This window comes from Winogradskyella litoriviva (assembly GCF_013249065.1).
GTDB lineage: Bacteria > Bacteroidota > Bacteroidia > Flavobacteriales > Flavobacteriaceae > Winogradskyella > Winogradskyella litoriviva.
In genome coordinates this window covers 871745-895246 of record NZ_JABRWQ010000001.1, presented here as the reverse complement: position 1 = coordinate 895246, position 23502 = coordinate 871745, and the positions used below count along the sequence as shown (strand labels likewise).

At 31.8% G+C, this 23502-nt stretch carries 23 protein-coding genes; 16 read left to right on the top strand and 7 right to left on the bottom strand.

Features of this window, described 5'->3' with window-relative positions; translation table 11 throughout:
* Positions 1–33: 33 nt before the first annotated feature.
* From HNV10_RS03850 to HNV10_RS03830, 5 genes are all read left to right on the top strand, one after another.
* Complete coding sequence (locus tag HNV10_RS03850) at positions 34–798, top strand: DUF6090 family protein (RefSeq protein WP_173300000.1); 765 nt, start codon at positions 34–36, stop codon at positions 796–798.
* 257 nt (positions 799–1055) lie between these two features.
* Positions 1056–2324 (top strand): hypothetical protein, encoded by a 1269-nt coding sequence (locus tag HNV10_RS03845; RefSeq protein WP_173299999.1) that lies wholly within the window; start codon positions 1056–1058, stop codon positions 2322–2324.
* Between the two features lie 279 nt (positions 2325–2603).
* Positions 2604–3554 (top strand): SDR family oxidoreductase, encoded by a 951-nt coding sequence (locus tag HNV10_RS03840; protein WP_173299998.1) that lies wholly within the window; start codon positions 2604–2606, stop codon positions 3552–3554.
* A gap of 9 nt (positions 3555–3563) precedes the next feature.
* Positions 3564–4475, top strand: coding sequence for a helix-turn-helix domain-containing protein (locus HNV10_RS03835; RefSeq protein ID WP_173299997.1), 912 nt, complete (start codon positions 3564–3566; stop codon positions 4473–4475).
* Positions 4476–4478: 3 nt separating this feature from the next.
* Positions 4479–4979: a hypothetical protein gene (locus HNV10_RS03830; RefSeq protein WP_173299996.1), complete on the top strand. Its 501-nt coding sequence runs from the start codon at positions 4479–4481 to the stop codon at positions 4977–4979.
* A gap of 129 nt (positions 4980–5108) precedes the next feature.
* On the opposite strand, the gene HNV10_RS03825 is transcribed toward HNV10_RS03830, so the two are convergent.
* The gene (locus HNV10_RS03825; RefSeq protein WP_173299995.1) at positions 5109–5876 is read right to left on the bottom strand and encodes a DeoR/GlpR family DNA-binding transcription regulator; all 768 of its coding nucleotides are present in this window, start codon (positions 5874–5876) and stop codon (positions 5109–5111) included.
* A 269-nt stretch (positions 5877–6145) separates the two neighbouring features.
* Between HNV10_RS03825 and HNV10_RS03820 the strand changes: the two genes are divergently transcribed.
* The 5 genes from HNV10_RS03820 (at position 6146) to HNV10_RS03800 (ending at position 11267) form a co-directional block, all read left to right on the top strand.
* Positions 6146–7705 carry a glycerol-3-phosphate dehydrogenase/oxidase gene (locus HNV10_RS03820; RefSeq protein WP_173299994.1) on the top strand — a complete coding sequence of 520 codons (1560 nt, stop codon included), beginning with the start codon at positions 6146–6148 and terminating at the stop codon, positions 7703–7705.
* Positions 7706–7741: 36 nt separating this feature from the next.
* Positions 7742–9238 carry a glycerol kinase GlpK gene (gene glpK / locus HNV10_RS03815; protein ID WP_173299993.1) on the top strand — a complete coding sequence of 499 codons (1497 nt, stop codon included), beginning with the start codon at positions 7742–7744 and terminating at the stop codon, positions 9236–9238.
* A gap of 24 nt (positions 9239–9262) precedes the next feature.
* On the top strand, positions 9263–10000 hold the full coding sequence (locus HNV10_RS03810) for an MIP/aquaporin family protein (RefSeq protein WP_173299992.1): 738 nt from the start codon (positions 9263–9265) through the stop codon (positions 9998–10000).
* 24 nt (positions 10001–10024) lie between these two features.
* Entirely contained in the window at positions 10025–10789 is a 765-nt protein-coding gene (locus tag HNV10_RS03805) for a hypothetical protein (RefSeq protein ID WP_173299991.1), read from the top strand.
* A gap of 127 nt (positions 10790–10916) precedes the next feature.
* Positions 10917–11267, top strand: coding sequence for a hypothetical protein (locus HNV10_RS03800; protein ID WP_173299990.1), 351 nt, complete (start codon positions 10917–10919; stop codon positions 11265–11267).
* A gap of 118 nt (positions 11268–11385) precedes the next feature.
* On the opposite strand, the gene HNV10_RS03795 is transcribed toward HNV10_RS03800, so the two are convergent.
* On the bottom strand, positions 11386–11865 hold the full coding sequence (locus HNV10_RS03795) for a CBS domain-containing protein (protein ID WP_173299989.1): 480 nt from the start codon (positions 11863–11865) through the stop codon (positions 11386–11388).
* 115 nt (positions 11866–11980) lie between these two features.
* Between HNV10_RS03795 and HNV10_RS03790 the strand changes: the two genes are divergently transcribed.
* Together HNV10_RS03790 and HNV10_RS03785 are read left to right on the top strand one after the other, a co-directional pair.
* Positions 11981–12790, top strand: a complete 810-nt coding sequence (locus tag HNV10_RS03790; RefSeq protein WP_173299988.1) for a Rossmann-fold NAD(P)-binding domain-containing protein — start codon at positions 11981–11983, stop codon at positions 12788–12790.
* A 78-nt stretch (positions 12791–12868) separates the two neighbouring features.
* A complete protein-coding gene (locus tag HNV10_RS03785) occupies positions 12869–13579 on the top strand; it encodes a hypothetical protein (protein WP_173299987.1) in 711 nt (236 codons plus the stop codon).
* 59 nt (positions 13580–13638) lie between these two features.
* On the opposite strand, the gene HNV10_RS03780 is transcribed toward HNV10_RS03785, so the two are convergent.
* Positions 13639–14166: a hypothetical protein gene (locus tag HNV10_RS03780; RefSeq protein WP_173299986.1), complete on the bottom strand. Its 528-nt coding sequence runs from the start codon at positions 14164–14166 to the stop codon at positions 13639–13641.
* Between the two features lie 176 nt (positions 14167–14342).
* Between HNV10_RS03780 and HNV10_RS03775 the strand changes: the two genes are divergently transcribed.
* A complete protein-coding gene (locus HNV10_RS03775; RefSeq protein WP_173299985.1) occupies positions 14343–15296 on the top strand; it encodes an NAD-dependent epimerase/dehydratase family protein in 954 nt (317 codons plus the stop codon).
* A 93-nt stretch (positions 15297–15389) separates the two neighbouring features.
* Here HNV10_RS03775 and HNV10_RS03770 read toward each other — a convergent pair whose 3' ends face one another.
* Positions 15390–15923: a cation transporter gene (locus HNV10_RS03770; protein ID WP_173299984.1), complete on the bottom strand. Its 534-nt coding sequence runs from the start codon at positions 15921–15923 to the stop codon at positions 15390–15392.
* 97 nt (positions 15924–16020) lie between these two features.
* Here HNV10_RS03770 and HNV10_RS03765 point away from each other — a divergent pair, with 97 nt between their 5' ends.
* Positions 16021–16899: a DMT family transporter gene (locus HNV10_RS03765; protein WP_173299983.1), complete on the top strand. Its 879-nt coding sequence runs from the start codon at positions 16021–16023 to the stop codon at positions 16897–16899.
* A 50-nt stretch (positions 16900–16949) separates the two neighbouring features.
* Here HNV10_RS03765 and HNV10_RS03760 read toward each other — a convergent pair whose 3' ends face one another.
* Together HNV10_RS03760 and HNV10_RS03755 are read right to left on the bottom strand one after the other, a co-directional pair.
* The gene (locus HNV10_RS03760) at positions 16950–19007 is read right to left on the bottom strand and encodes a M16 family metallopeptidase (protein ID WP_173299982.1); all 2058 of its coding nucleotides are present in this window, start codon (positions 19005–19007) and stop codon (positions 16950–16952) included.
* 19 nt (positions 19008–19026) lie between these two features.
* Positions 19027–20346: a M16 family metallopeptidase gene (locus tag HNV10_RS03755; protein WP_173299981.1), complete on the bottom strand. Its 1320-nt coding sequence runs from the start codon at positions 20344–20346 to the stop codon at positions 19027–19029.
* A gap of 297 nt (positions 20347–20643) precedes the next feature.
* On the opposite strand from HNV10_RS03755, the gene rplU reads away from it, so the two are divergent.
* Both rplU and rpmA read left to right on the top strand, forming a co-directional pair.
* A complete protein-coding gene (gene rplU / locus HNV10_RS03750; protein WP_173299980.1) occupies positions 20644–21297 on the top strand; it encodes a 50S ribosomal protein L21 in 654 nt (217 codons plus the stop codon).
* A gap of 42 nt (positions 21298–21339) precedes the next feature.
* Entirely contained in the window at positions 21340–21600 is a 261-nt protein-coding gene (gene rpmA / locus HNV10_RS03745) for a 50S ribosomal protein L27 (RefSeq protein WP_013869859.1), read from the top strand.
* A gap of 98 nt (positions 21601–21698) precedes the next feature.
* On the opposite strand, the gene HNV10_RS03740 is transcribed toward rpmA, so the two are convergent.
* The gene (locus tag HNV10_RS03740) at positions 21699–23471 is read right to left on the bottom strand and encodes a MutS-related protein (protein WP_173299979.1); all 1773 of its coding nucleotides are present in this window, start codon (positions 23469–23471) and stop codon (positions 21699–21701) included.
* Positions 23472–23502: the final 31 nt, after the last annotated feature.

Genomic DNA, 23502 nt, shown 5'->3' with positions numbered 1-23502 from the left:
CCTTGTACTTCTTATTAACCAACCAAGAAACCAATGATAAAATTCTTTAGAAAAATCAGAAAAAAGACACTGTCTGAAAATAAGTTCGGAAAATATCTGACCTACGCTATCGGAGAAATTATTCTTGTCGTAATTGGTATCTTAATTGCACTTTCAATAAATAATCATAATAACAATAGACAACAAAGGAAAATAGAACAAGCTTATTTGTTGTCTCTTCAATCTGAATTTAAAACAAACTTAGAGAAAATAAACAATTGTCTCACCGAAAATTATAATCAAGTGAAAGCAGTTGAGAATATGCTTACGTTATTTGATGATAACGTTCGTGACACTATAAGTGAAAAAGAAATATCAAATATTATATTCTCAGTCTTTAAAGGAGTCCCGACTTTTATCCCTTCAAAAGGAGTGCTGACAGATATAATTAGCTCTGGAAACCTCAACTTAATTCAGAATGAAAAACTAAGACAAGAAATTGCATCTTTTGATAGTACATTAGATTTATTAAAAATACAAGAAGTTTCTACTCACGAAATGCAGAAAGAACTTCAAAATCAATTAAATGAAAATGGAAGTGTTCGAAAAGTATTAATCAATAGAGGCTTTAATTTTGAACATCGATCGATTTCTGATAATGCGAGTAATAAAAAGGTTTTTGGTTTAATTAAATTTGAAAACACGCTTCTGGATTACTATTTAACTATTAATGCAACAAATGGACAAAGGTTTTTTGGTGGTATAAAAGAACAAATAGAACAAATTTTAGTTGACCTTGATTCAGAAATAATAAAATAACAAAAGCACAACACCATATATAATTTATTGCTAGTTTCTAGGCTACTTAATAAAATCGTATCAGATTTTCTATCTGTAATTTCATTGCTAAATTACTCACTTAAACGCACAACTAAACATATATAAATACAATGTGGTTAAATTCCCTGTAGAATGTAGAATCGTATTTTTAAAACGCTTCCTTTACGCTAATTACAAATCATCGTCTGCTGTTAAACCTTTCCAAAAAAATACAGTCAAATATAAAAGTTAAATTAATGAGACAGACGGTATTACTATTTATAATTTGCTTGCTTTTTATACAATGTTCAAAGACAGATGATAATAGGTTAATTAATATACCTAACACTGAAAACGATATTAGAGTTGGGGATTTTATGGTAAACTATGTAAATCCCGAAATTTCTCCTACGGACAATTATATGATTTGGATGGAACTTGACACTATTAATGGTGTATTGGGCAAAGTATGGCAATGTGGTTTAGATTCTGAAACCGGAGATTTAATTCCTTCAGATGGGAAAGGTTTTAGTCCATTTAATTCAAATATTTATGCTCGGCCTGCGGATTGGGGAATTGATAATTTAGGCGTTTTTTATGTTGGTGCTACACCATTAGGACAAATAAAAATGGTAAGACCATTAAGTCCTACTTCCGCAATGGTTACTGATATTGCAGCACCTGTAAACAATAAACGACGCGTTTTCTATCCGTCACAACTTCCTAACGAAAACAAAAGATTTGTAATCTACATTTTAAATGACGTGGTTAATGGCTTTTCAGCAAATTATCCACAAAATACAAAGTTTCAGTTGCGACTTCTTGATTTAGATAATCCTTCAAATGACTATTTAATTGAAGAACAGCTAAGTATCTATCCTTTAATTGTGCCCATGGACGTTATTGTTCCTAGATGGATTAAAAATAGTCCTTATCTTACCTACGGTTATAAAGATTCTAACGGCATAGTACAGGCAAAGGAATTTAATGCGCTTACGCCAAATATTTCTGCAATCCCTATTACAAACGATTCATCTAATAAAGTAGATGGCAACTCCATTTTAAACTCGTTAAACGGTAATCAATATTTTTTGAGCGGTATTGATGCTACAAATACTGCATATGTCTATAAAAGAGCGTCTTTTGAATCTACGTTCGCTCAAAACGAAATAATTACACCAACGTCATTAAACCTCGACACACCATCATTGAATCAATCACATGAGCCTTTTATTTTTAATAATAATTTGTATTCTGCATTTCAAATAAACAATAGCGGAAACAATTTTTATCAAACTGCCTTTAATCGACCTGGTGAAATTTGGTTAACAACATTAGATAATCCAAATCAACAAATGTGGCTATTAAGTGATTTTGATAGTACTTTAAATGTGTCTGAACCCGAAGTCTATATCGGAAATGAAAACGTATGGGTATTCTATTCTGCATCTAGATTAGATGACTCACTGTCTTTTATAAATAGAAAATACCAATTAAGAAGATGTAATACATTTATTAATCAATAATATTATTTTCAAAATTTTGCAGACCAAACAACTTACTAATATAATAACGAACATTTGCATAGTTAAAATAGAATACTGTTACTTATAGAACTAAAACAACTTCATTTTTATGAAAATATTTAAGTTAAGAGTTATTAATTAAAAAAACATACTATAACTCAAACTGTTTTAGTAACCTTACCAAATTGTATACAAAGTTCGAAATTCCGTATAAGGAAATAAGCCTACTTCTATCCGACCTTTGTAATATTATTTTTAATCAACAAAAAAATTGACAAAATGAATATCAATCAATTTGGTAAAGAAGGTTGGACACCAGACAGAATAGGAGACTTAAATGGTAAAACGTATGTTATTACAGGTACCACAAGCGGCACTGGGTTTGAAGCAGCCAGAATACTTTTATCTAAAGACGCCAAAGTGATAATGCTAAACAGAAATGCAAAAAAATCGAAAGACACAATTGCAACACTAAAACAAGAACTTGGTAACCATATAGACGTTTTAAATATTGTGTTAGATTTATCAATACAAGCATCGGTAAAAAAAGCAGCTGAAGACGTTTTAAAAACAGTCCCTCAAATTGATGCATTAATCTGCAATGCAGCAATTGCTCAAGTACCTAAACAAACACTAACCGTAGATGGTTGGGAAAGTCAAATGGGAACAAATTACTATGGAAATTGGACGTTACAAGCTTTATTGTTTCCACTTATTGAAAAATCTAATGGACGAATTGTAACGGTAGGAAGTTTGGGATATAATATGGGAATTAAAACCATTAAATTTGATGATTTAAATTGGGATAAAGATTACACACCTAATAACGCATATAGCCAAAGCAAATTAGCACAGATTATGTCTATCTATGAGTTACAAGATAGATTGGCAGCAGCTAGTAAAACAACTATTAAAGCATATGCTTGTCATCCTGGTTCATCAAGAACCAACTTAATAAATTCAAGTGGCAGCTTTATGATGAAATTCATCTTTAATCTAATGAAATTATCGCCTTTAACACAATCTGCTGAAAAAGGTGCTTATCCACAATTAATGTGTGCAACAGAACCTATTTTAGACCAAGGTGGTTTTTATGGACCAACGGGAAGAAGCAATTGGGTTGGTCCAGTAGGTGAGCATAAATTAGAACCACACGCCAAAGATAAAGCAGTAGCTAAAAAATTATGGGAAGTTTCGGAAAAAGAAACAGGTGTAAAATGGAATATCTAAATTTGTAGTATGCAACATTTTAAAACATTATCATCGTATTTAGATTATTTAGGCTTGCCTAGACCAGAGCATCCAATGTTGAGTGTTTTTAACTCAAAAGGCGATGGTTATTTACCTTGCCCAAGAGAAAGTTCTCCGCCAATTACCAATGATTGCTATTCTATTAGTTTTAAAAAGTATATAAAAGGAGATTTAAATTACGGTCGAACAAAATATGATTTCACTAACGGAGCTTTAATTTTCATTGCACCAAGACAAGTCTTACAGTGGGATAACAGCGTAGTGTTTGAGCAAAAAGGATTTTCAATTAACTTCCATGAAGATTTTCTGAAAGGAACAGAATTGGCACAACAAATAAAAAAATACGGTTTCTTTTCTTATTCAGTAAACGAGGCATTACACCTTTCACCAAAAGAAGAAAAGCAAATAGAATCGATAGTAGAAAATATTGAAATTGAGTATCAAAACAATCAAGATGTTTTTAGCAAAGACATTATTATTTCTCACTTAAATACGTTGTTAAAATATGCCAATCGTTTCTATGAAAGGCAGTTTTTAAATAGAAAAGAAATATCTAACGATTTATTAGAGCAATTTAATCAGCATTTAACTACCTATTTTGAATCAGGACAATTGCAAGAAAAAGGTATCCCAAGCATAGAACAGATTGCAGAAAAAATATCGGTTTCACAGCGTTACTTAAGTGATACTATGAAAAAGGAAACAGGTAAAACAACTACCGAGCATTTGCACTTACATCTTATAAATGAAGCAAAAAATAGACTATTACAACCCAATAAGAGTATATCAGAAGTGGCATATGAATTAGGATTTGAATATCCACCATATTTTTCGAGATTATTTAAAAAGAAGGAAGGTATTAGTCCATCAGAATATAGAGAATTATATAAAATGAATTAAATCATGGAAATTTTAAAAACAGCAATCGATTGGGCAAAAGCAGAGCTTTTTTCAACCCCTTTTTTTATACTCTTCGGACTTGTCTTTTTATTAGCAAGCTTAGGTTTTTGGCAACTAGGAAAAACGGAAATAGCAAGGGCTTATATTATACCAACATTAATAGCAGGTGTTTTACTTCTAACTATAGGTATTGGTTTATTTTATACAAATAAAACAAGAATTAAAGAATTTGAAATAGCATATAATAAAGATGCTTCAACTTTTATTGAGTCAGAGTTACAGCGAGCTGAAAGTACTTTAAAAGAATATAAAACCATTGTATTTAAAGCAATTCCTTTAATTATAGCGACGTGTGCCATCGCAATTATTTTTTTAGACAAACCTATATGGCGTGCTAGTCTAATAACTACTATTGCTATGCTTACTGTTATTCTATTAGTAGACGAAACTGCTCACTCAAGAATTAAGAACTATAAAAATCAATTAGAAATTGTAAAAGAGTAATACTTTTTTTAAGCAATAACTAGTAATTATATTAAGGCTTTAACAAAAAGGGGAAATCACTAAAACCAAGTTTAGAATTACAAAAAAAGTTGTTCTATAATTTTTATTGAACTTCTAGTTACTATTAAATTAAACAATGGTTAACTCAACACCTAACTCTAACAACCTATTCTTGGTTTTTTCATCTAATCCAGAATCGGTGATGATTTGATCCACTTCATTTAGTCCACAAATTCTTCCAAAGCCTTTTTTATTAAATTTAGAAGAATCTGCTAAAACAATCAACTTTTGCGAAGCCTTAATCATTTCTTTATTTAGTGAAGCCTCCATTAAATTAGTAGTAGTAAGACCATAATCTATATCAATACCATCTACACCCAAAAATAATTTTGTAAATGTAAACTCAGCTAACATTTTTTCACCAATTGGCCCAATTACCGATGCAGAACTAGACCTTACAGTGCCGCCTAATTGCATAATATCAATACCTTTAATTTTAGTTAAAATAATAGCCGTATTTAAAGACGCTGTTAAAACAGTCAATCCCTCTAAAGGCTTAATATGCCTAGCAAATTCTATTACAGATGTTCCAGATGCTATAATAATACTGTCATTTGGCTCTAATGTTTGGGCTGCAGCAATTGCTATTTTATTTTTTTCTTCAATATGAATTTTTTCCTTAATCTTAACAGTGCTTTCTGTTATATAAGGATTAACAGGTACCGCTTTTCCGTGAGACCTAAATAACAATTTTTTTTCCTCTAAAAGTTTTAAGTCTTTTCTTATAGTTACAAGAGATACATTAAAATCATCACTGAGACCATTCACGGTAACAAACCCATTAGCTTCTAGTTTCTTCAGTATAAGTTTATGGCGATCTATAATATTAAGTGACATAACTAATTCGTTTAATACAAAAATAAAGCTTAGAAATATCATTACGAAGCCTAAACGTTATAATTTTCGAAACTTTACAATACAAAACGAAACACAACTTACGAATGAACAACAATAACTATCCTTAAAAAATTAAAATCGAAATAAAACAATACAAATTTTACAGAAAATTCATATTAAAATAGCAGAATAACACAAAATAATAAAAAAAAGCTTTTTTTTACTTTCGTTTTATTATATCTTTAGCATGCAATTAAAACCAAAATGTTATGAATAGAGCAAAAATGATTGATAAGTTAAGAACAAATTCTAAAACTTATGATTTTGTAATTATAGGAGGAGGAGCTACCGGAATTGGTATTGCACTTGAAGCATCTGCTAGAGGCTACTCCGTTGTTTTACTCGAGAAATCTGACTTCACAAAATCTACATCTAGTAAAGCAACTAAGTTAGTACATGGTGGTGTTAGGTATTTAGCACAAGGAGACATTGGCTTAGTAAGAGAAGCCGTTGTAGAACGTGGATTAATGCTACAAAATGCGCCACATATTACCAAAAGCCAATCCTTTATTATACCAACACATGGCTTATATGACGAAATTTTATACACTGTAGGGTTAACATTTTACGATTTACTTGCAGGTAAACTAAGCCTAGGACGATCAAAACGAATTTCTAAAGCAAAAACCTTAAAACGAATTTCCCTTATCAATCCAGATAAAATATCTGCTGGTGTTGTTTACTACGATGGCCAATTTGACGATTCGCGTATGGCCATAAACACACTACAAAGTTCCGTAGAAATGGGAGCTATTGCTCTTAACTATTGTGCTGTAGACGGATTAACAAAAAATTCTGAAGGAAAAGTTATTGGTGTTTCTGCACATGATGAAGAGAGTGGCGAAAAATTCGAAATAAAAGGAAAGCAAATTGTAAACGCTACTGGTGTTTTTGCAGATGATATTTTACAAATGGATTCACCTGGCGCAGACAAAACAATTGCACCAAGTCAAGGTGTACATTTAATGTTAGATAAATCTTTTCTTCCTGGCGATGACGCCATTACTATACCAAAAACAGACGATGGTCGTGTACTATTCTTAGTGCCTTGGCATAACCGTGTTATTGTTGGTACCACAGACACTCCTTTAGAAAAAGAATCACTAGAACCAGTTGCTCTCGAAGAAGAAATAGGGTTTATACTAAGTACAGCAGGAAGATACCTAACCAAAGCACCTCAACGAAGTGATGTATTAAGTGTCTTTGCAGGTTTACGTCCATTAGCAGCACCAAAAAAAGAAGGTAGCAAAACGAAAGAAATCTCTAGAAGTCATAAAATATACACATCAAACTCTGGCTTACTCACCATGGTTGGCGGGAAATGGACCACATTTAGAAGAATGGGAGAAGATTTGGTAAATAAGGCCGAAAAAAATCATAACTGGAAACACATACCAACAAAAACAAAGCATTTAAAAATTCATGGTTACAAAGAAAATGTTGATTACAACAACCCTTTGTATTTCTATGGAAGTGATGAAGAAAACATTATAGAACTCTCAAAAGAAAAAGGCTGGAACACCTCTCTAAGTGATTCACTAGGAATTATAGAAGCACAAGTAGTTTGGGCTGTAAGAAACGAAATGGCAATACATATAGAAGACTTTTTAGCACGTAGAGTCCGTAGCCAATTGCTAGACGCTAAAGAAAGTCTAAAAATGGCACCAAAAGTTGCTCAAATAATGGCCAAAGAACTAAATAAAGATGAGAATTGGCAACAACAACAAATAACAAATTACACAAATGTAACCTCTAATTACATCATATAAACAACAATAAATTGAACCAATTAATACTAAATAATTATGAACGACAAACTCATACTTGCCTTTGACCAAGGCACTACGTCATCGAGAGCTATATTATTTAATCACGATGGAGAAATTGTAAAAGTTTCTCAAAAACCATTTGAACAAATATTCCCAAAACCAGGATGGGTAGAACATGATCCTAACGCCATTTGGTCTTCTCAAATTTCGGTTGCGGCAGAAGTTGTAGCTCAACATGGCATAAACGGTGAAAGCATAGCTGCTATTGGCATTACCAACCAAAGAGAAACCGTAGTTGTTTGGGACAGAGAAACTAGTGAGCCTATTTATAATGCTATTGTATGGCAAGATAGAAGAACAGCAAGATATTGTGATGAGCTTAAAGATGCTGGCCATATTGATACAATAAAGAAGAAAACAGGTTTAGTTATTGATGCTTATTTCTCTGCCACTAAAGTAAAATGGATTTTAGATAATGTTGAAGGTGCTAGAGAAAAAGCGGAAGCCGGAAAACTATGTTTTGGTACTGTAGATTGTTGGCTTATTTGGAAACTTACTAGAGGAAAAATGTTTATAACTGATGTTTCTAACGCAAGTAGAACTATGTTATTTAACATTCATACCATGGCTTGGGATGAAGAATTAATGGAATTATTTAATATTCCTAAAGCTATGTTACCTGAAGTAAAAGAAAGCAGTGAAATTTATGGTACAACTGCAACAACTTTATTCTCTACAAAAATTCCTATCGCAGGTATTGCAGGTGATCAACAAGCGGCATTATTCGGACAAATGTGCACTAAACCTGGTATGGTTAAAAACACTTATGGTACGGGTTGTTTTCTATTGATGAACACAGGCGACAAAGCAGTTTACTCCAACAATAATCTTCTTACAACTGTTGGGTGGAAAATAAATGGCAAAACAACCTATGCTTTAGAAGGAAGTGTATTTGTAGGTGGTGCAGCAATACAATGGTTAAGAGATGGTGCCAGAATGGTAAGAACAGCTCCAGGAATTAACTATTTAGCAGAAATGGCAGAAGATAATGGAGGTGTTTATTTTGTGCCTGCATTAACTGGTTTAGGTGCTCCTTATTGGGATCAGTATGCACGTGGTGCAATGCTTGGCATTACTCGTGGCACTACAGATGCACATATTGCTCGTGCAACATTAGAAGGAATTGCTTTTCAGGTATACGATATTGTAAAAGCCATGGAAGCAGATTCTGGTGAAAAAAGTATAGAACTTAGAGTTGATGGTGGCGCTTCTGCTAGTAATTTATTAATGCAAATTCAATCAGATTTATTCGGATTCAAAATAATAAGACCTAAAACACTTGAAACTACAGCAATGGGTGCTGCTTATTTAGCAGGCTTGGCAGTAGGTTATTGGGATAGCATTGACGACATACAATCACAGTGGACTGTTGATAAAGAATTTTATCCTGAAGCTCCAAAAGAAAAGGTAGATAATATGCTACACTATTGGCACAAAGCAGTTAAATGTGCACAACATTGGATAGAAGAATAAACAACAACTTTAAAAACAGAAACCATGTCAATTTTAGTAGCAGAAATATTAGGCACCATGATCCTCATTATATGTGGTAATGGTGTCGTTGCAAATGTCGTATTAAACGGCACCAAAGGCAATGGAGCCGGATGGATAGAAATCACAACAAGTTGGGCTTTAGGCGTATTTCTTGGTGTAATAATAGCAGGACCTTACAGTGGTGCTCATTTAAACCCAGCCGTAACCATTGCTTTAGCCACAGCCGGAAAACTTTCTTGGGCAGTAGTCCCAGAATATTTTGCAGGAGAATTCATTGGAGCCATGTTAGGTGCTCTAATCGTATGGATATTCTACAAAGATCACTTTAAAATTACCGATGATGAAGCAGGTAAATTAGCCTGTTTCTGCACAGGGCCAGCCATTAGAAAAACATCTTCAAACTTAATAAGTGAGATTATAGGAACTTTCGTTTTAATATTCGTCATCTTTTATCTTTCTGGTCCTACAATTAATTTAGGTATAGAAGGCACAACTGAAGCGGTTATAGGCTTAGGTTCTATTGGTGCTATACCTGTTGCATTCCTTGTTTGGGTAATCGGTTTAGCATTAGGCGGAACTACAGGTTATGCCATTAATCCTGCCAGAGATTTAGGTCCAAGAATTATGCATGCCATCTTACCTGTTAAAGGATCAAGCGACTGGAGCTACGCTTGGATACCTGTTGTTGGTCCGATCATTGGCTCATTAATCGCAACCGGATTATACTTATACCTAATGTAACACTAATTAATAGCACATAACAACATGAAAAAATTACTCATAGTATTTATCGCAATATTTGCGATACAGGTAAACTACGCCCAAGATTCAGCAACAAAAGATAGTATTTACGACTTTAGTTTAGACATTAAAACTAACCATTTATGGAGAGGTTTGGTAATAACAGACAAGCCAATGGCAGCAATTTTCTCTAAATTACGATTAAACAAATCTGGAAGTTTTACAACAGGTTTTTGGGGCGGAATGGCTTTTTCTAACGATGATGATAACACGTCTTACAAGGAAATAAATTACTACGTACAGTACGCAAAAAATGGTTTATCTATAGGTTTATGGGATTTATTTAATACACGTAGTGTTGAAAATCCGGATATTTGGAATTACGACAAAAACACAACAACGCACCTTCTAGACCTGAGAACCTCTTATCAATTTAATGAAAATTTCCCATTAAGATTAGAGGCAGATGTATTACTCTATGGTAGTGGAGATTCACAATTAGAAAATGGAGACAGAGAGCAGAGATATTCTACCTACATTGAAGCATCCTATCCATTAATTAGCAAATCTAGAGTAGATATAAATGCTTTTGTAGGCGCAGGATTTTCATTAAATGGAGACACCCACTTATATGGTGATGGAGAACAAAATTTCGATTTAGTAAATGTTGGTTTCACAGCTAAAAAAACACTGAAATTTTCAGACCTTAGCTTTCCTGTTACCGCAACAACGCTTTGGAATCCTTCTAAAAAAATTGCACGTATTCAATTAGCAATTAACTTTTTTTAATAAAAACATATTTTAAAACCTCATGAATTGTAATAGAATTAATTCATGAGGTTTTCTTTAAAACAATTAGTTACCAATACTTTATAAAAATTATAATTAGTATATTGTAATTACAAATAATTAGAATATGCGCAAAAAGTGTCCAGAATGTGGTGATGTTATTATTGGCAGAATAGATAAAAAATACTGCAGTGATGGTTGTAGAAATGCGCAAAACAACCGTCTTAACAAAGATTCTAAAAACCTTGTAAGAAATACTAACAACAGATTAAGAAAAAATTACCGAATTCTTGAAGCACTCAACCCAAATAAAAAAATGAAATGCTCAAGAGCTAAACTCATAGAAAAAGGCTTCGACTTTAATTATATTACTAGTATTTATACCACAAAAGCAGGTACCGTTTATTATTTTGTATATGACCAAGGATATTTACCACTCGAAGGTGAATATTATGCTTTAGTTAAACGCGATGATTAAATGAATACTAGCCTAATTAACATCTAAAAATTAGATTTTTTAATTCCTTTAATATTAATAATTCTTCTACTAAGTTATTATAACAGCTTCTTGAAAAGCACAATAAAACTCTTAAAATTTAACCCTTAGTTGTACTATTCCAATTCTCGCCTTTTAGAGAAAGTGCTGCTTTTAAAATATCTTTTTGGCTAATTTGCCCAATAAGTTTTCCATTTTCCACTATTGGAAAACGTCTTCTCTTGGACTGTAAAAACTTATTGGCAGCATCAAACACATCTAAGTTTGCATCTATAGTTTCTACATTAGTCATCATTCGTTTTTCAACATTATCATGTTCTAATGGCATATTGTAATATCTACTTTCACTTAATTGTTTTAAACAATCACCTTCAGAAATAATACCAACCAATTCTTGGTTACTATTTACTACAGGTCCACCAGAAATTTTATTCTTAATTAAAGACTCTACAACCTCTTGCACAGACTGATCGGGTCTAAACGTTATAAGGTTAGTAGTCATATAATCTCTCACCTTTAGTGCCACTGCACCTGTTACATTTTGCTGCTTGCGAGAACCTTGAAAACTTTTTATTGGCATAACGATTATTTTTAGAGTGAATATTAAAGTTACTGAAAATTAATTGGTTAAGCAAATCTGTAGCTCATGGACGTAATAAGTCGTACTTTTGTCGTTAATTATCATCCTTTTAGCATTGAAATCACAAATTAGCGTTATCGGTTGTGGATGGCTTGGCTTAACTTTAGCTAAAAGCTTAGCTAAAGACCAATTTATAGTAAAAGGTTCTACAACATCTAAGAATAAGTTAGACCTCTTAAACTCTAATAGTATTAAAGCGTATTTAGTAAATTTAAAAGAGTCCGAAATTACAGGAGATTATTCTCAATTCTTAACTGCAAGTGAAACTATTGTTATTAATATTCCGCCAGGTTTACGCAAAAATCCAACTAAAAATCACGTTTTAGAATTAAAACACTTAATGCATGCTATTGAAGCACATAGTATAAAAAATGTCCTTTATATAAGTTCAACTTCTGTCTTTAAAAATGAAGTAAATTTTCCAATAATTACAGCTAATACAAAACCCAACGCTACTTCAAATAACGCAAAACAGCTTATAGAGATCGAGCAAATGTTTCAAGATAATCCTAATTTTAATACTACAATCTTAAGATTTGGAGGTTTAGTAGATGAAACTCGCCATCCATCTACTATGTTATCTGGAAGAGAAAATGTATCTAACCCAAAGGCGCCAATCAACTTAATTCATAAAAAAGATTGTGTAGCGATTATTAAAACAATCATAAAAAATAACCTATGGAATTTAGTACTCAATGCTGTCTTCCCTAAGCATATAGATAAAGAAACCTATTATAAGGAAGACTGTAAACTTAAAAACCTACCGCCTCCAAACTATAACTATACAGAAGAAAGTAAGGGTAAAATAATAGAATCTACCACTTTGGTACAACTATTGAATTATACCTTTACGGCAGTACCATAGAAATTATGATTTTTATAAGACCTATTACTATTAATTTTTATAGATTTAGCCATTAATATTAAACTAATTAAAAAACAAATGAAGACGATTACTATTGCATTTCTTATGCTATTTTCACTGAGCATGTTTGGACAGACAAATACAGAATTGAAAAAACACTACGAAGCATATTATAAACAAATGAAAAAACAAGGCGATGTTCAAGGCATTATTAATGCAATGACTCATCTTGAAGTATTAGAACCTTCTGTTGCCAGAAGAGACACCTTAGCTTACATTTACCTATCTGAAGGGCAATACATGCAAGCTTTAAATACTATTGGCGTTGAAAAAAGCGCTACAGATTCTGATATTAATGTAGAAGTAAAAGCTTTAGCATTAAAAAATCTAAATCAGCCAAAAATGGCGTTAGAGCATTTTGAAGTATTATTTAGTAGAGATCCAAATGTTTATTTGGCCTATGAAATGGCTGACATGAAAATTCAAATTAATGATTTAGTAGGTGCAAAACTCAATATCGATTATGGTTTAGCTAATGTAAAAGACGACATGAAACGCGCCTTTTATGAAAGACAACAGCCTTACGAAACTTCTATGAAAGCAGCACTTCTATATTTAAAAGGATTATTGAAGTTTAATGAAAATCAAGAAGCAAATACTGATACTGCTCTTCAATTATTTAACGATGCTTTAGCTATTGACCCTAATTTTAATATGGCAAAAATAAGCAGAGAAGCTTTAGAGGCTCAAAAAGCACAAAAAGCGGCTGCAGCAGCAAAAAAAGAATAATCGTTTCTATTAATAATAGAAAGTAAAATGCAGCTCAATAAGCTGCATTTTACTTTCTATTATTCTGGTTGAATATCATTATACATATCACGTTCTAGCTTTTTATTAATCTGATAATTAAGATTAGAAAAAGCAACAAACACTTCTTTTATGCCTAAAATTTTATCACTCTTTTCTATATTATCTAGAGTAAGATATTCATTAAGTTTTAAAAGAGCCGTTTCAATAATTGCATTTCTTGAGGTAATTGGGTTGGTTCTAAATTCATTGGGCATACTGGCTTTAAAACCCTTTATAAATTCCTGAAGAACAGCAACATCATCATTAAAAAAAGAAAAGTCACCTTTCTTTAAAAAACCAATTTGTTTTGATAATTCTTGATATTGTGTCCAAGAAACGACAAACGTTTCTGCTTCTGGGCTTAACGCATAATCCTTGTATTTTATATTCTCAATAGTTTTAGCTGTTATTTTATTATCGTTATTATGGCTTTCTATGGCTTCAATATCTGATGTAACTTTTTTATCATTAGAACATCCAAGAATTAAAAAACTACATAAAAACAAAGTGATAGCAGTAATTTTCATAAGTGTATTTTTATTTTGAGTGGTAAAGATACTTAAACTAAGTATTTTAATATTTAGTATTTCAACTTACCATTTTAAGATTAAATATTTGATAATATTATTGACATTTTTTTGAAAATTTTAATGTCACATCGTGTATATTCTTTTTATTTTTGCGAATAAAACAATTGTAGCTCATGTCTTCAAAAATATTAATTATTGGTGCCTGTGGGCAAATTGGTACAGAACTCACTACCAAACTAAGAGAAATTCATGGTGTAGATAATGTTGTTGCAAGCGATATTAATACCCGAAACTTAGATTTAGTTAATGCTGGTCCATTTGTAATTTTAGATGCTAAAAACTTTAATGCAATTAAAGATTGCTGTATAAACAATAATATAGATACAATTTACCTTATGGCAGCTTTATTAAGTGCTACAGGTGAAAAATACCCAATGGAAGCATGGGATTTAAATATGAATTCTCTTTTTCATGTTCTTAACTTAGCTAAAGGCGGACAAATTAAAAAAGTATTTTGGCCCAGTAGTATTGCTGTTTTTGGACCAACTACACCAAAAGAAAACACACCTCAACATACCATCTGCGAACCTACTACAGTTTATGGAATTACTAAACAAGTCGGTGAAAGATGGTGCGAATATTACCATAACAAATATGGTGTTGATGTAAGAAGTATTAGATATCCAGGTATTATTAGTCATAAAGCTATGCCAGGCGGAGGAACAACTGATTATGCTGTAGAAATTTATCATGAAGCAATAAAAGAAGGAAAGTATGAGAGTTTTTTATCTAAAAACACCAACTTACCTATGATGTTTATGGATGATGCTATTAAGGCTACAACAACAATTATGGCTGCTCCATCTGAAAAGATAAATATAAGATCTTCTTATAATTTATCTGCTATTAGTTTTACGCCTCAAGAAATTGCAGAAAGTATAAAGGCTGAAATGCCTAACTTTAAAATAAGCTACAAACCAGATTTTAGACAAGCTATTGCGGATAGTTGGCCATCTTCTATAGACGATAGTGAAGCTCGTAATGATTGGAACTGGTCTCATGATTTTAATCTTAGAAACATGACCTCAGAGATGTTAATTCAGCTTAAAAAGAAGTATAAGTATTAAGGTTTGTGTTTTAATTAAAAATTTTAATTGAGACACATTATAAACAAAAAAAGCTATCCAAATGGATAGCTTTTAAATAATGTATATATAAGTTTAAGCCTTTTTCTCACCATTGCAACATTTTTCTTTGCAATCTTCCTTACAAGCTTTCTTTTCTGCTTCTGTCTTATTTGCACAACTTGCTTTACAGGCTTTTTTCTCTGCCTCTGTTTTATTTGCGCAACTTGCCTTTTTTTCACCATCAAAGCTATCAACCAAATGCATGTCTTTAACCTTATAGATATCTGCTACCTTACTAACTGCTTCTTCTAGAGATTTAGGAGACACTTTTGCTTCATCATATTCTACCATAGCTAAACGTTTGTCAAAATCAACTTTTGCAGATTTTACACCGTCCATCTTTGCCATTTTCTTTTCAATGGTTTTAGCACAACCCATTGCACAAGTCATACCTTCAATACCAAATTCTACTTTAGCATATGTTGCATTAGGATCTAAAGTTGAAGCTACATCATTATTAGACACTTCTACTTCTACAGTTTTAACTTCTGGCTGCGATTCGTTTTTACAAGATGTAAAAACTAATGCCATTATAGCTACTAAACTTATTGTTTTTAATGTGTTCATAGATTTAAACTATTATTATTTTGGCTAAATCTAATAAATATTGACGAATCTTGTGAGATAATTAACGAATTTTGTGATTAATTGAGCGCTATATTATATGAAAACTCCAAATATTAAATGGATTTATTTAATTGTACTTTCTATTATTTGGGGAAGCTCATTTATCTTAATAAAAAAATCTTTACTTGGATTAACACCATATCAAATCGGTTCACTTAGAACTATTATTACTGGTGTAATTCTATTAACATTTGGTTTTAAAAAACTAAAAACAGTTCCAAAATCTAAATGGAAGTGGTTATTACTTTCTGCGCTTTTAGGCTCATTTATTCCAGCATTTTTCTTTGCTATAGCAGAAACCGAAATAGATAGCGCTGTAACTTCTGTATTAAACTCACTTGTACCTTTAAACACCATATTAATAGGTTTTGCTTTTTTTAAAATTGCCTCTAACAGACAACAAGTACTAGGTGTAATTATAGGTTTTATAGGAACTGCCCTATTAATTTTAAAGGGATCTGAACTTAATCCTAATCAAAACTATTTTTATGCATTATATATTATTGCATCAACCCTTATGTACGCAGCAAACGTAAATATTATTAAACGTTATTTACAAGATGTAAAACCATTGGCAATTGCTACTGGTAATTATGTCTTTATTGTAATTCCTGCATTTATAGTCCTTTTATTTAGCAACTTTTTCACAACCGAAACCTTTGAGAATCCTGCATTACCAGAAGCATTGATGTATATAATTATTCTTGCCGTTTTTGGCACTGCCTTGGCTAAAATATTATTCTTTAGATTGGTACAAATGTCAACACCTGTCTTTGCCTCTTCAGTAACTTATATAATGCCTATAGTTGCGTTAATTTGGGGTGTTTTAGATGGTGAATCATTTAGCTTTATTCAATTTTTAGCCTCATTATTAATTTTAGTTGGTGTTTACTTAGCCAATAAAAAAAGAGCATAAAAAAACCGAAGCTTTCGCTTCGGTCTTAGTTTTAAAGAGGTGAATTAGATTTAATTAAAATCAGCTTCAGAAACACCTTCATTTATTTTTGCATCTAATAACTTATAAACTACAAGCTGTCCCTTTTGAGAACCTTCTCTTGTACCAGGAAACTTAACACCATCAAACTCTTGATAGTCTTTTAACAATGATTCTTGTACTTGAGTTTGTCCTTGCATAGAAATTGTTTGAACTTCTTTTACTTTTAACCCAGTTTCTACATCATAGAAATAAGTTAGAGATACTGTTTCACCAGGAAATTGTACTTTATATGCTTCTTTATCTTCTACTTTTTCTATACCTGTTATTTTAGCCGTTTCAGAATTTAACAGATTTAATTCTGTAAATAATCCACCCAAAGGCTTCATATCATTTGCCATATTTTCAGGTAGTGGATTTTTATTCATAGATACCGCTTCTTGCGTAGTTAAAACAGTCATCATTGGATTTCCATTCATAGAAATAGTTTGCACTAATTTTCCTTCCATTCTCTTTTCTTCACTAACAACTACAGAACCTTGAACACTCGCCTCATATTTTAATAAAATAGAATTTAAAGTATCTACTTTATCTTTTCCACCAATAGCTTCAAAATATTTAGCAATAACTGAATTTACATTTACACCTTCGGGTAGTTTTACTTCGAATTTTGGTTTTTCAGCTGTATTAGCGTATTTATCAAAATACATGATAGGAATTCCTGTTTTCTCTAAATTTTCTAATACTTCAGCACCATTACCAACAACTATAATTCTTAAGTTATCTGCTTGAAAATATTTGTTAGCAACGCGCTTAACATCTTCTACTGTAACATCTTTAATTTTTTGTAAATATGTAGAGTAAAAATCTTCTGGTAAATTGTTTAATTCTATGTTTAAAGCATAGTTTGCTATGGTTTGAGGACGCTCTAAAGCCATTACAAAATTACCAATATATTTCTCTTTTGCATCTTTTAAAAGCTGAGCATCAACAGGCTCTGTTCTTATTCTCTTTATTTCTTTTAACGCCTCTACAACAGCACTATCTGTAACCTCATTTCTTACTTTAGCAGTTGCATTAAAACGAGAGGCTCCATATCTATCATTACCTAATCTAGAATAAGCACCATAGGTGTAACCTTTATCTTCTCTAAGGTTTTTAAATAAATAACCTTCTCCACCTCCACCTAAGATGTTGTTTGTTATTAAAGCTGCGTGATAATCCTCGTCACTCATCTTTAAATTAACATTATTGGTAATAGAAAGATTAGATTGGGTAGCATCTGGTACATCTATAAAATTAATTTGCGTGTACTGAACATTAGGACTAGGTTTTGGTACGGTTGTATCTACATCTACAGATTTTGTCCAATCGTTAAAGTATTTTTTAACCTGCTTTTTTACATCTTTAAATTCAACATCACCAATAACTACTAAATATGCATTATTAGGGTTAAAATACTTTTCGTAAAAAGCAACAGCATCACCAAAAGACACATTGTTTATAGTTTCTTCAGTTACAAATTCGCCATAAGGATGCTTTGTTCCGTAAGATAAAGCAGAACCAACTCTACCAGCAATTGCATCTGCGCTTTTTGCATCTGCTTTTAAACCTTCTAGTAATTTTGTTTTTTCTTTTTCAAATTCTTCTTCAACCAATAATGGGTTAATAGCTGCATCAGATAACAACTCTAATATTCTTTCTGAATACTTTGTTAATGAACTCGCAAAACCACCACTAAATCCAAAGTTTAAGCTAGCACCTAAAAAATCTACTTCTTCATTAAATTTATCTTTAGAAATTGAAGTTGTTCCATTTCCTAACATACTACCTATTAAGCTTTCTACACCAGCTTTATCACCAGTAGCAATTGGTTTATTATCAATTCTTAGAGAATAAGATACTCTTGGTAATTTATGGTTCTCTACTACGAGTACTTTTAAACCATTTTTTAATTCAAATTCTTGTGGCTTTTCAATTGATATTTCAGGTTCAGGACCAGCCATAGGTGGTTGAGACCTGTCTATTTGTGCAGTTGCACTAATAGTTATAACAAATAATGCAAAAAACGCTACTATTTTATTTTTCATGTTTAATACTGTTTTTATATTATTGATCTTCTGTTTTTGGTAGATATTGAATTTCTACTCTTTGATTAGGACTCAAATATTTTTTAGCCACTGATTGAATTTCTTCTCGTGTTATCGATCTATAAACATCTAATTGATTATTTATAATATTAACATCACCATACAATAAATAATATGTTGCTAAAGAACTTGCTATACCAGCTACACTAGAATTAGAATTAACGAAATCATTTTCAAATTGATTTAACAGCTTTTCGTAATCACGTTCGCTTATTAATTCATTTTGCATTTTAAGGATTTCTTCATCCATGTCTGCTAACAACGTTTCTAAACTCACATCTCCTAATGGCAAGGCAAATAATGCAAATATGTTATAATCTACTTGTCCTAAGTTTACAGCCTGCACTGTTAATGCTTCCTTTTTCTCATCGATTAATTTTTTATAAAGTACCGAACTTTTTCCTCCGCTTAAATAACTCGAAATCATATCTAATACATACGCTTCTCTAGTAGACTGACCTGGTAATCTATATGCTGCAATAATTGCAGGAATTTGAATGTTTTTATCGTATTCAACAGCTTTTTTAGTTTCAGTAATTGGTGTTTCCATAGGAAAATCTCTCACCACATCTGGACCTTTCTTAACAGCACTAAAATAATCAGTTACCATAGATTTGGTTTTAGCATAATCAATATCACCTGCTACAACTAAAACTGCATTATTAGGTACATAATATTTATGAAAAAAGGCATTAAACTCTTCTAATGTTGCAGCGTCTAGGTGCTCCATTAATCCAATATTTTGATCTTTGTAAGGATGTGCGTCAAAAAGATTTTCACCAATAGTCTTTAAAAGTCCTCCATAAGGTCTATTATCATAAGACTGACGTTTCTCTTCTTTTACTACTTCATTTTGTGTATCTACACCTATTTGGTCTATTACAGGATGTAACATACGCTCAGACTCTAACCATAATCCCAATTCTAATTTGTTAGATGGAAATATTTCGTAATAATAAGTTCTATCTTGAGAAGTATTAGCATTAAAAGTTCCTCCATTAGCAGGAATAATTTTCATAAATTCTCCACGACCAATGTTTTCAGAGCCCTCAAATAAAAGGTGTTCAAAAAAGTGAGCAAAACCTGTTCTTTGTCTATCGCCATCTTTTCCACCAACATCATACATTACGGATGTAATTACAACTGGTGCTGTGTTATCTTTGTGCATAATAACATGCAGCCCATTGTCTAAATCAAATTCTTCAAATTCAACCTTTTGCGCTATAGCCAATTGGCTAATAAACAACAAAGAAGCCAAAGCCATTAAATAGTTTTTCATTGTAGTCTTGTTTAAAATTAAAATGTTTTAAGTGTTAGTCTTTACTAAATGTCTATTGTTACACCTAGCCTTACAAAAATAAACAATGATTATCTCTTTAATGGAATTTTAATGGTAAAACACCTTATATTACAATTATAATGTCTTTTATAACTATTTACTTTTCATTTTTAAGAGTAAAAAAGCTTCTAAAACCCTTAAAACGTTTGTATTTTAAGAATATAGGAGTATATTTGCATCCGCTTTCTGAGAAGAAAGTAAATTTTGATATAAACAAATTAATAAAAACGTTACGCTATGTACGCAATTGTAGAGATAGCAGGGCAGCAATTTAAAGTTGCAAAAGACCAAAAAGTTTTTGTTCACCGTTTAGCAACTGAAGAAGGTAAGAAAGTAGATTTCGATAACGTTCTTTTAATTGGCGATGGTAACAATGTAACTGTAGGCGCCCCAGCTATAGACGGAGCACAAGTAAGTGCTAAAGTCTTAAAGCACCTTAAAGGTGATAAAGTAATAGTCTTTAAAAAGAAAAGACGTAAAGGTTACCGTGTAAAAAACGGACACAGACAATCTTTAACTGAAATCGTAATTGAAGGTATTACTGCTTCTGGAGCTAAAAAAGCAGCTCCTAAAAAAGAAACTAAGAAAGCTGAACCTAAAGTAGAAGCGAAAGCTGCTGCACCAAAAGCTAAAAAAGCTACAGGCAAAGCTGATGATTTAAAGAAAGTTGAAGGTATTGGACCAAAAATTGCATCTACGTTAGTAGAAGCTGGTATCGCTACTTTTTCTGATTTAGCTAAAGCTACACCAGAAGCAATTTCTGAAATCATTGCAGGAGTTCGTGGTAACCATGTTACGGATACTTGGCCAGCACAAGCACAATTAGCTGCTGATGGTAAGTGGGACGAGCTTAAAAAATGGCAAGACGAATTAGATGGTGGTAAAGCATAATTGCTAAATCACTTAAGTATAACAATATAAAACCTTAAGATCATGGCTCATAAAAAAGGAGTTGGTAGTTCGAAGAATGGTAGAGAATCAGAATCGAAACGTTTAGGCGTTAAGATTTTTGGTGGACAAGCTGCTATTGCTGGAAACATTATCATAAGACAACGTGGTAACACGCACCATCCTGGTGAAAACGTTTACCAAGGAAAAGATCATACTTTACACGCTAAAGTTGATGGTCTAGTAAAATTTACTAAGAAAAAAGACAACAAGTCTTACGTTTCTATAGAGCCTTTTGAGGCTTAAGAATCCTTTTCTTAAAACATTAAAAAACCCTTTCTATTTATAGAGAGGGTTTTTTATTTGATTCCTTAAAACAGACCTGTCAGGTAATCAAGATATCATCATACAATCTCCATCTTCTTCAATAAAAAACTAGCATTCATGTTTTGGCAAACCCCTTGTTTTAGTTTATAATCAAAAAAGAGTTCGTCGTTTATAATTTCTGCATCAAAATAATAGTTCTTTACGGCTTCAAGTTCGGTTTCAATTTCTGTTAGACTTAAATCGTGCGTAGCAATGATGCCTGTGGCATTTTGTTTTACCAGCTTTTCAACAAATTTTCTTGAGCCTATGGCTTTATCTGTACTATTGGTTCCCTTTAATATTTCATCTAGTATTACAAAATAGTTCTTATCATTTTCAATAGTATCTACTACAAATTTTAAGCGTGTAAGCTCACTAAAGAAATACGAACTATCATCTGTTAACGAATCTGTGGTTCGCATACTTGTAATAAGTTTTATAGGCTTGTATTTACTTTGTTTAGCGCAAATAGGCAATCCAACATTAGCCATTACAATATGAAGAGCCACTGTTCTTAAAAATGTACTTTTCCCAGCCATGTTTGCACCTGTTACAATAAAGAATTGCTCTTCTTGAAGTTTTAAATCACTAACTACACGTTTTTCAGCATTTAAAAGCGGATGACCCAAACCTTCTGCTAAAATTGTAACAGGTTCTTCTGTTAAAATCGGATATGTAAAATCTTGATGATTAAATGCATAATTTCCAAAACTATTAAAGGCATCAAAAAAGGTAACGACTTCAAACCAATCCTCTACTTTACTACCATATTGTTCAATCCAGTTCTCAACATTATAGCTGTTTCTGATATCAACTAGAAAATAGCCATTACCAAAAATTGCAGAGATTAAGTTGTTTCTATTATCTAAAGCATCTAGTTTTTTGGAAAATTTTGAAAATATTTCTGATGCTTTTAAACCCTCAGACTGAATACGTTTTTGTTTTGCCTGTAATAATTCAGATTTAAATTCAGTAGTTTCAATAGCATGAAGTAATAATGCATATTGCCTAAATGTATCTTTTGCTCTCCCTGTATATTGTGCTAATATGTTTATTTTCTTTAAATATACACCTGTAATTCCTAAACCTAATAGCAGCCAATAACCAGCAATTGAAACAGGAATTATTTCGGCAATTCCAAGGCCTATAAGTACCAAAGAAGCGATACTAAAACCAATAGTCAGCCAATACTGTGTTTTTCCTAAAAAGGGATTATAATCTTTTAACCAAGTGATAATAGATTTAGCGGAATGCTCTATTTCTACACCTTGAGCAACAGCTGCATAATTTTGTCGCCATAGAGGTAATGAGGCTAATTCTTTTATAGCTTGTTGCCTAGCTTCAATATTTGTAATATTATTAGAAAGTAAGTTATCTGTTAACTTTTTAGTACCTTCTTGTATTGCTGTTCTGTTTATAAATTGAAAGAAAGACCCTTTTCCAAACAAATCAATATCTAAACTAAAAAAATGCTTTGGGTCTTGAAATTCTTCGCCATCTAGCCTGTCATAAAAATCGCCATTTGCAATCTTTAATTCATCTTTATTAATTTCAATAAGTCGTTTATGAAGATTTCTTTTGGCTTTTAAATCTGTATATCTAGAAAGCAAAAAAAGAAAACTTGCCATACCAACAACACCAATTCCTAATGCTAATTGCCAATTCTGAAACGTAAAATAGACACCTATCGCTGAAAGTACAAAAATTGAAAGGCGCAATACACTATATAAACTAAGTTGTTTGAAGATACGCTTAGATTCAATTTCATTGATTTCTAATTGCTCTTTATAAAATGTATTTGGGTTTTGCATAATGCATATTTAAAATGGAAATATAAGAAAA

What these genes read in the sequence shown, in the direction of transcription:
- HNV10_RS03850 (WP_173300000.1), top strand. Translation starts at nt 34, where the DNA reads ATGATAAAATTCTTTAGAAAAATCAGAAAAAAGACACTGTCTGAAAAT.
- HNV10_RS03845 (WP_173299999.1), top strand. Translation starts at nt 1,056, where the DNA reads ATGAGACAGACGGTATTACTATTTATAATTTGCTTGCTTTTTATACAA.
- HNV10_RS03840 (WP_173299998.1), top strand. Translation starts at nt 2,604, where the DNA reads ATGAATATCAATCAATTTGGTAAAGAAGGTTGGACACCAGACAGAATA.
- HNV10_RS03835 (WP_173299997.1), top strand. Translation starts at nt 3,564, where the DNA reads ATGCAACATTTTAAAACATTATCATCGTATTTAGATTATTTAGGCTTG.
- HNV10_RS03830 (WP_173299996.1), top strand. Translation starts at nt 4,479, where the DNA reads ATGGAAATTTTAAAAACAGCAATCGATTGGGCAAAAGCAGAGCTTTTT.
- HNV10_RS03825 (WP_173299995.1), bottom strand. Translation starts at nt 5,876, where the DNA reads ATGTCACTTAATATTATAGATCGCCATAAACTTATACTGAAGAAACTA.
- HNV10_RS03820 (WP_173299994.1), top strand. Translation starts at nt 6,146, where the DNA reads ATGAATAGAGCAAAAATGATTGATAAGTTAAGAACAAATTCTAAAACT.
- glpK (WP_173299993.1), top strand. Translation starts at nt 7,742, where the DNA reads ATGAACGACAAACTCATACTTGCCTTTGACCAAGGCACTACGTCATCG.
- HNV10_RS03810 (WP_173299992.1), top strand. Translation starts at nt 9,263, where the DNA reads ATGTCAATTTTAGTAGCAGAAATATTAGGCACCATGATCCTCATTATA.
- HNV10_RS03805 (WP_173299991.1), top strand. Translation starts at nt 10,025, where the DNA reads ATGAAAAAATTACTCATAGTATTTATCGCAATATTTGCGATACAGGTA.
- HNV10_RS03800 (WP_173299990.1), top strand. Translation starts at nt 10,917, where the DNA reads ATGCGCAAAAAGTGTCCAGAATGTGGTGATGTTATTATTGGCAGAATA.
- HNV10_RS03795 (WP_173299989.1), bottom strand. Translation starts at nt 11,865, where the DNA reads ATGCCAATAAAAAGTTTTCAAGGTTCTCGCAAGCAGCAAAATGTAACA.
- HNV10_RS03785 (WP_173299987.1), top strand. Translation starts at nt 12,869, where the DNA reads ATGAAGACGATTACTATTGCATTTCTTATGCTATTTTCACTGAGCATG.
- HNV10_RS03780 (WP_173299986.1), bottom strand. Translation starts at nt 14,166, where the DNA reads ATGAAAATTACTGCTATCACTTTGTTTTTATGTAGTTTTTTAATTCTT.
- HNV10_RS03775 (WP_173299985.1), top strand. Translation starts at nt 14,343, where the DNA reads ATGTCTTCAAAAATATTAATTATTGGTGCCTGTGGGCAAATTGGTACA.
- HNV10_RS03770 (WP_173299984.1), bottom strand. Translation starts at nt 15,923, where the DNA reads ATGAACACATTAAAAACAATAAGTTTAGTAGCTATAATGGCATTAGTT.
- HNV10_RS03765 (WP_173299983.1), top strand. Translation starts at nt 16,021, where the DNA reads ATGAAAACTCCAAATATTAAATGGATTTATTTAATTGTACTTTCTATT.
- HNV10_RS03760 (WP_173299982.1), bottom strand. Translation starts at nt 19,007, where the DNA reads ATGAAAAATAAAATAGTAGCGTTTTTTGCATTATTTGTTATAACTATT.
- HNV10_RS03755 (WP_173299981.1), bottom strand. Translation starts at nt 20,346, where the DNA reads ATGAAAAACTATTTAATGGCTTTGGCTTCTTTGTTGTTTATTAGCCAA.
- rplU (WP_173299980.1), top strand. Translation starts at nt 20,644, where the DNA reads ATGTACGCAATTGTAGAGATAGCAGGGCAGCAATTTAAAGTTGCAAAA.
- rpmA (WP_013869859.1), top strand. Translation starts at nt 21,340, where the DNA reads ATGGCTCATAAAAAAGGAGTTGGTAGTTCGAAGAATGGTAGAGAATCA.
- HNV10_RS03740 (WP_173299979.1), bottom strand. Translation starts at nt 23,471, where the DNA reads ATGCAAAACCCAAATACATTTTATAAAGAGCAATTAGAAATCAATGAA.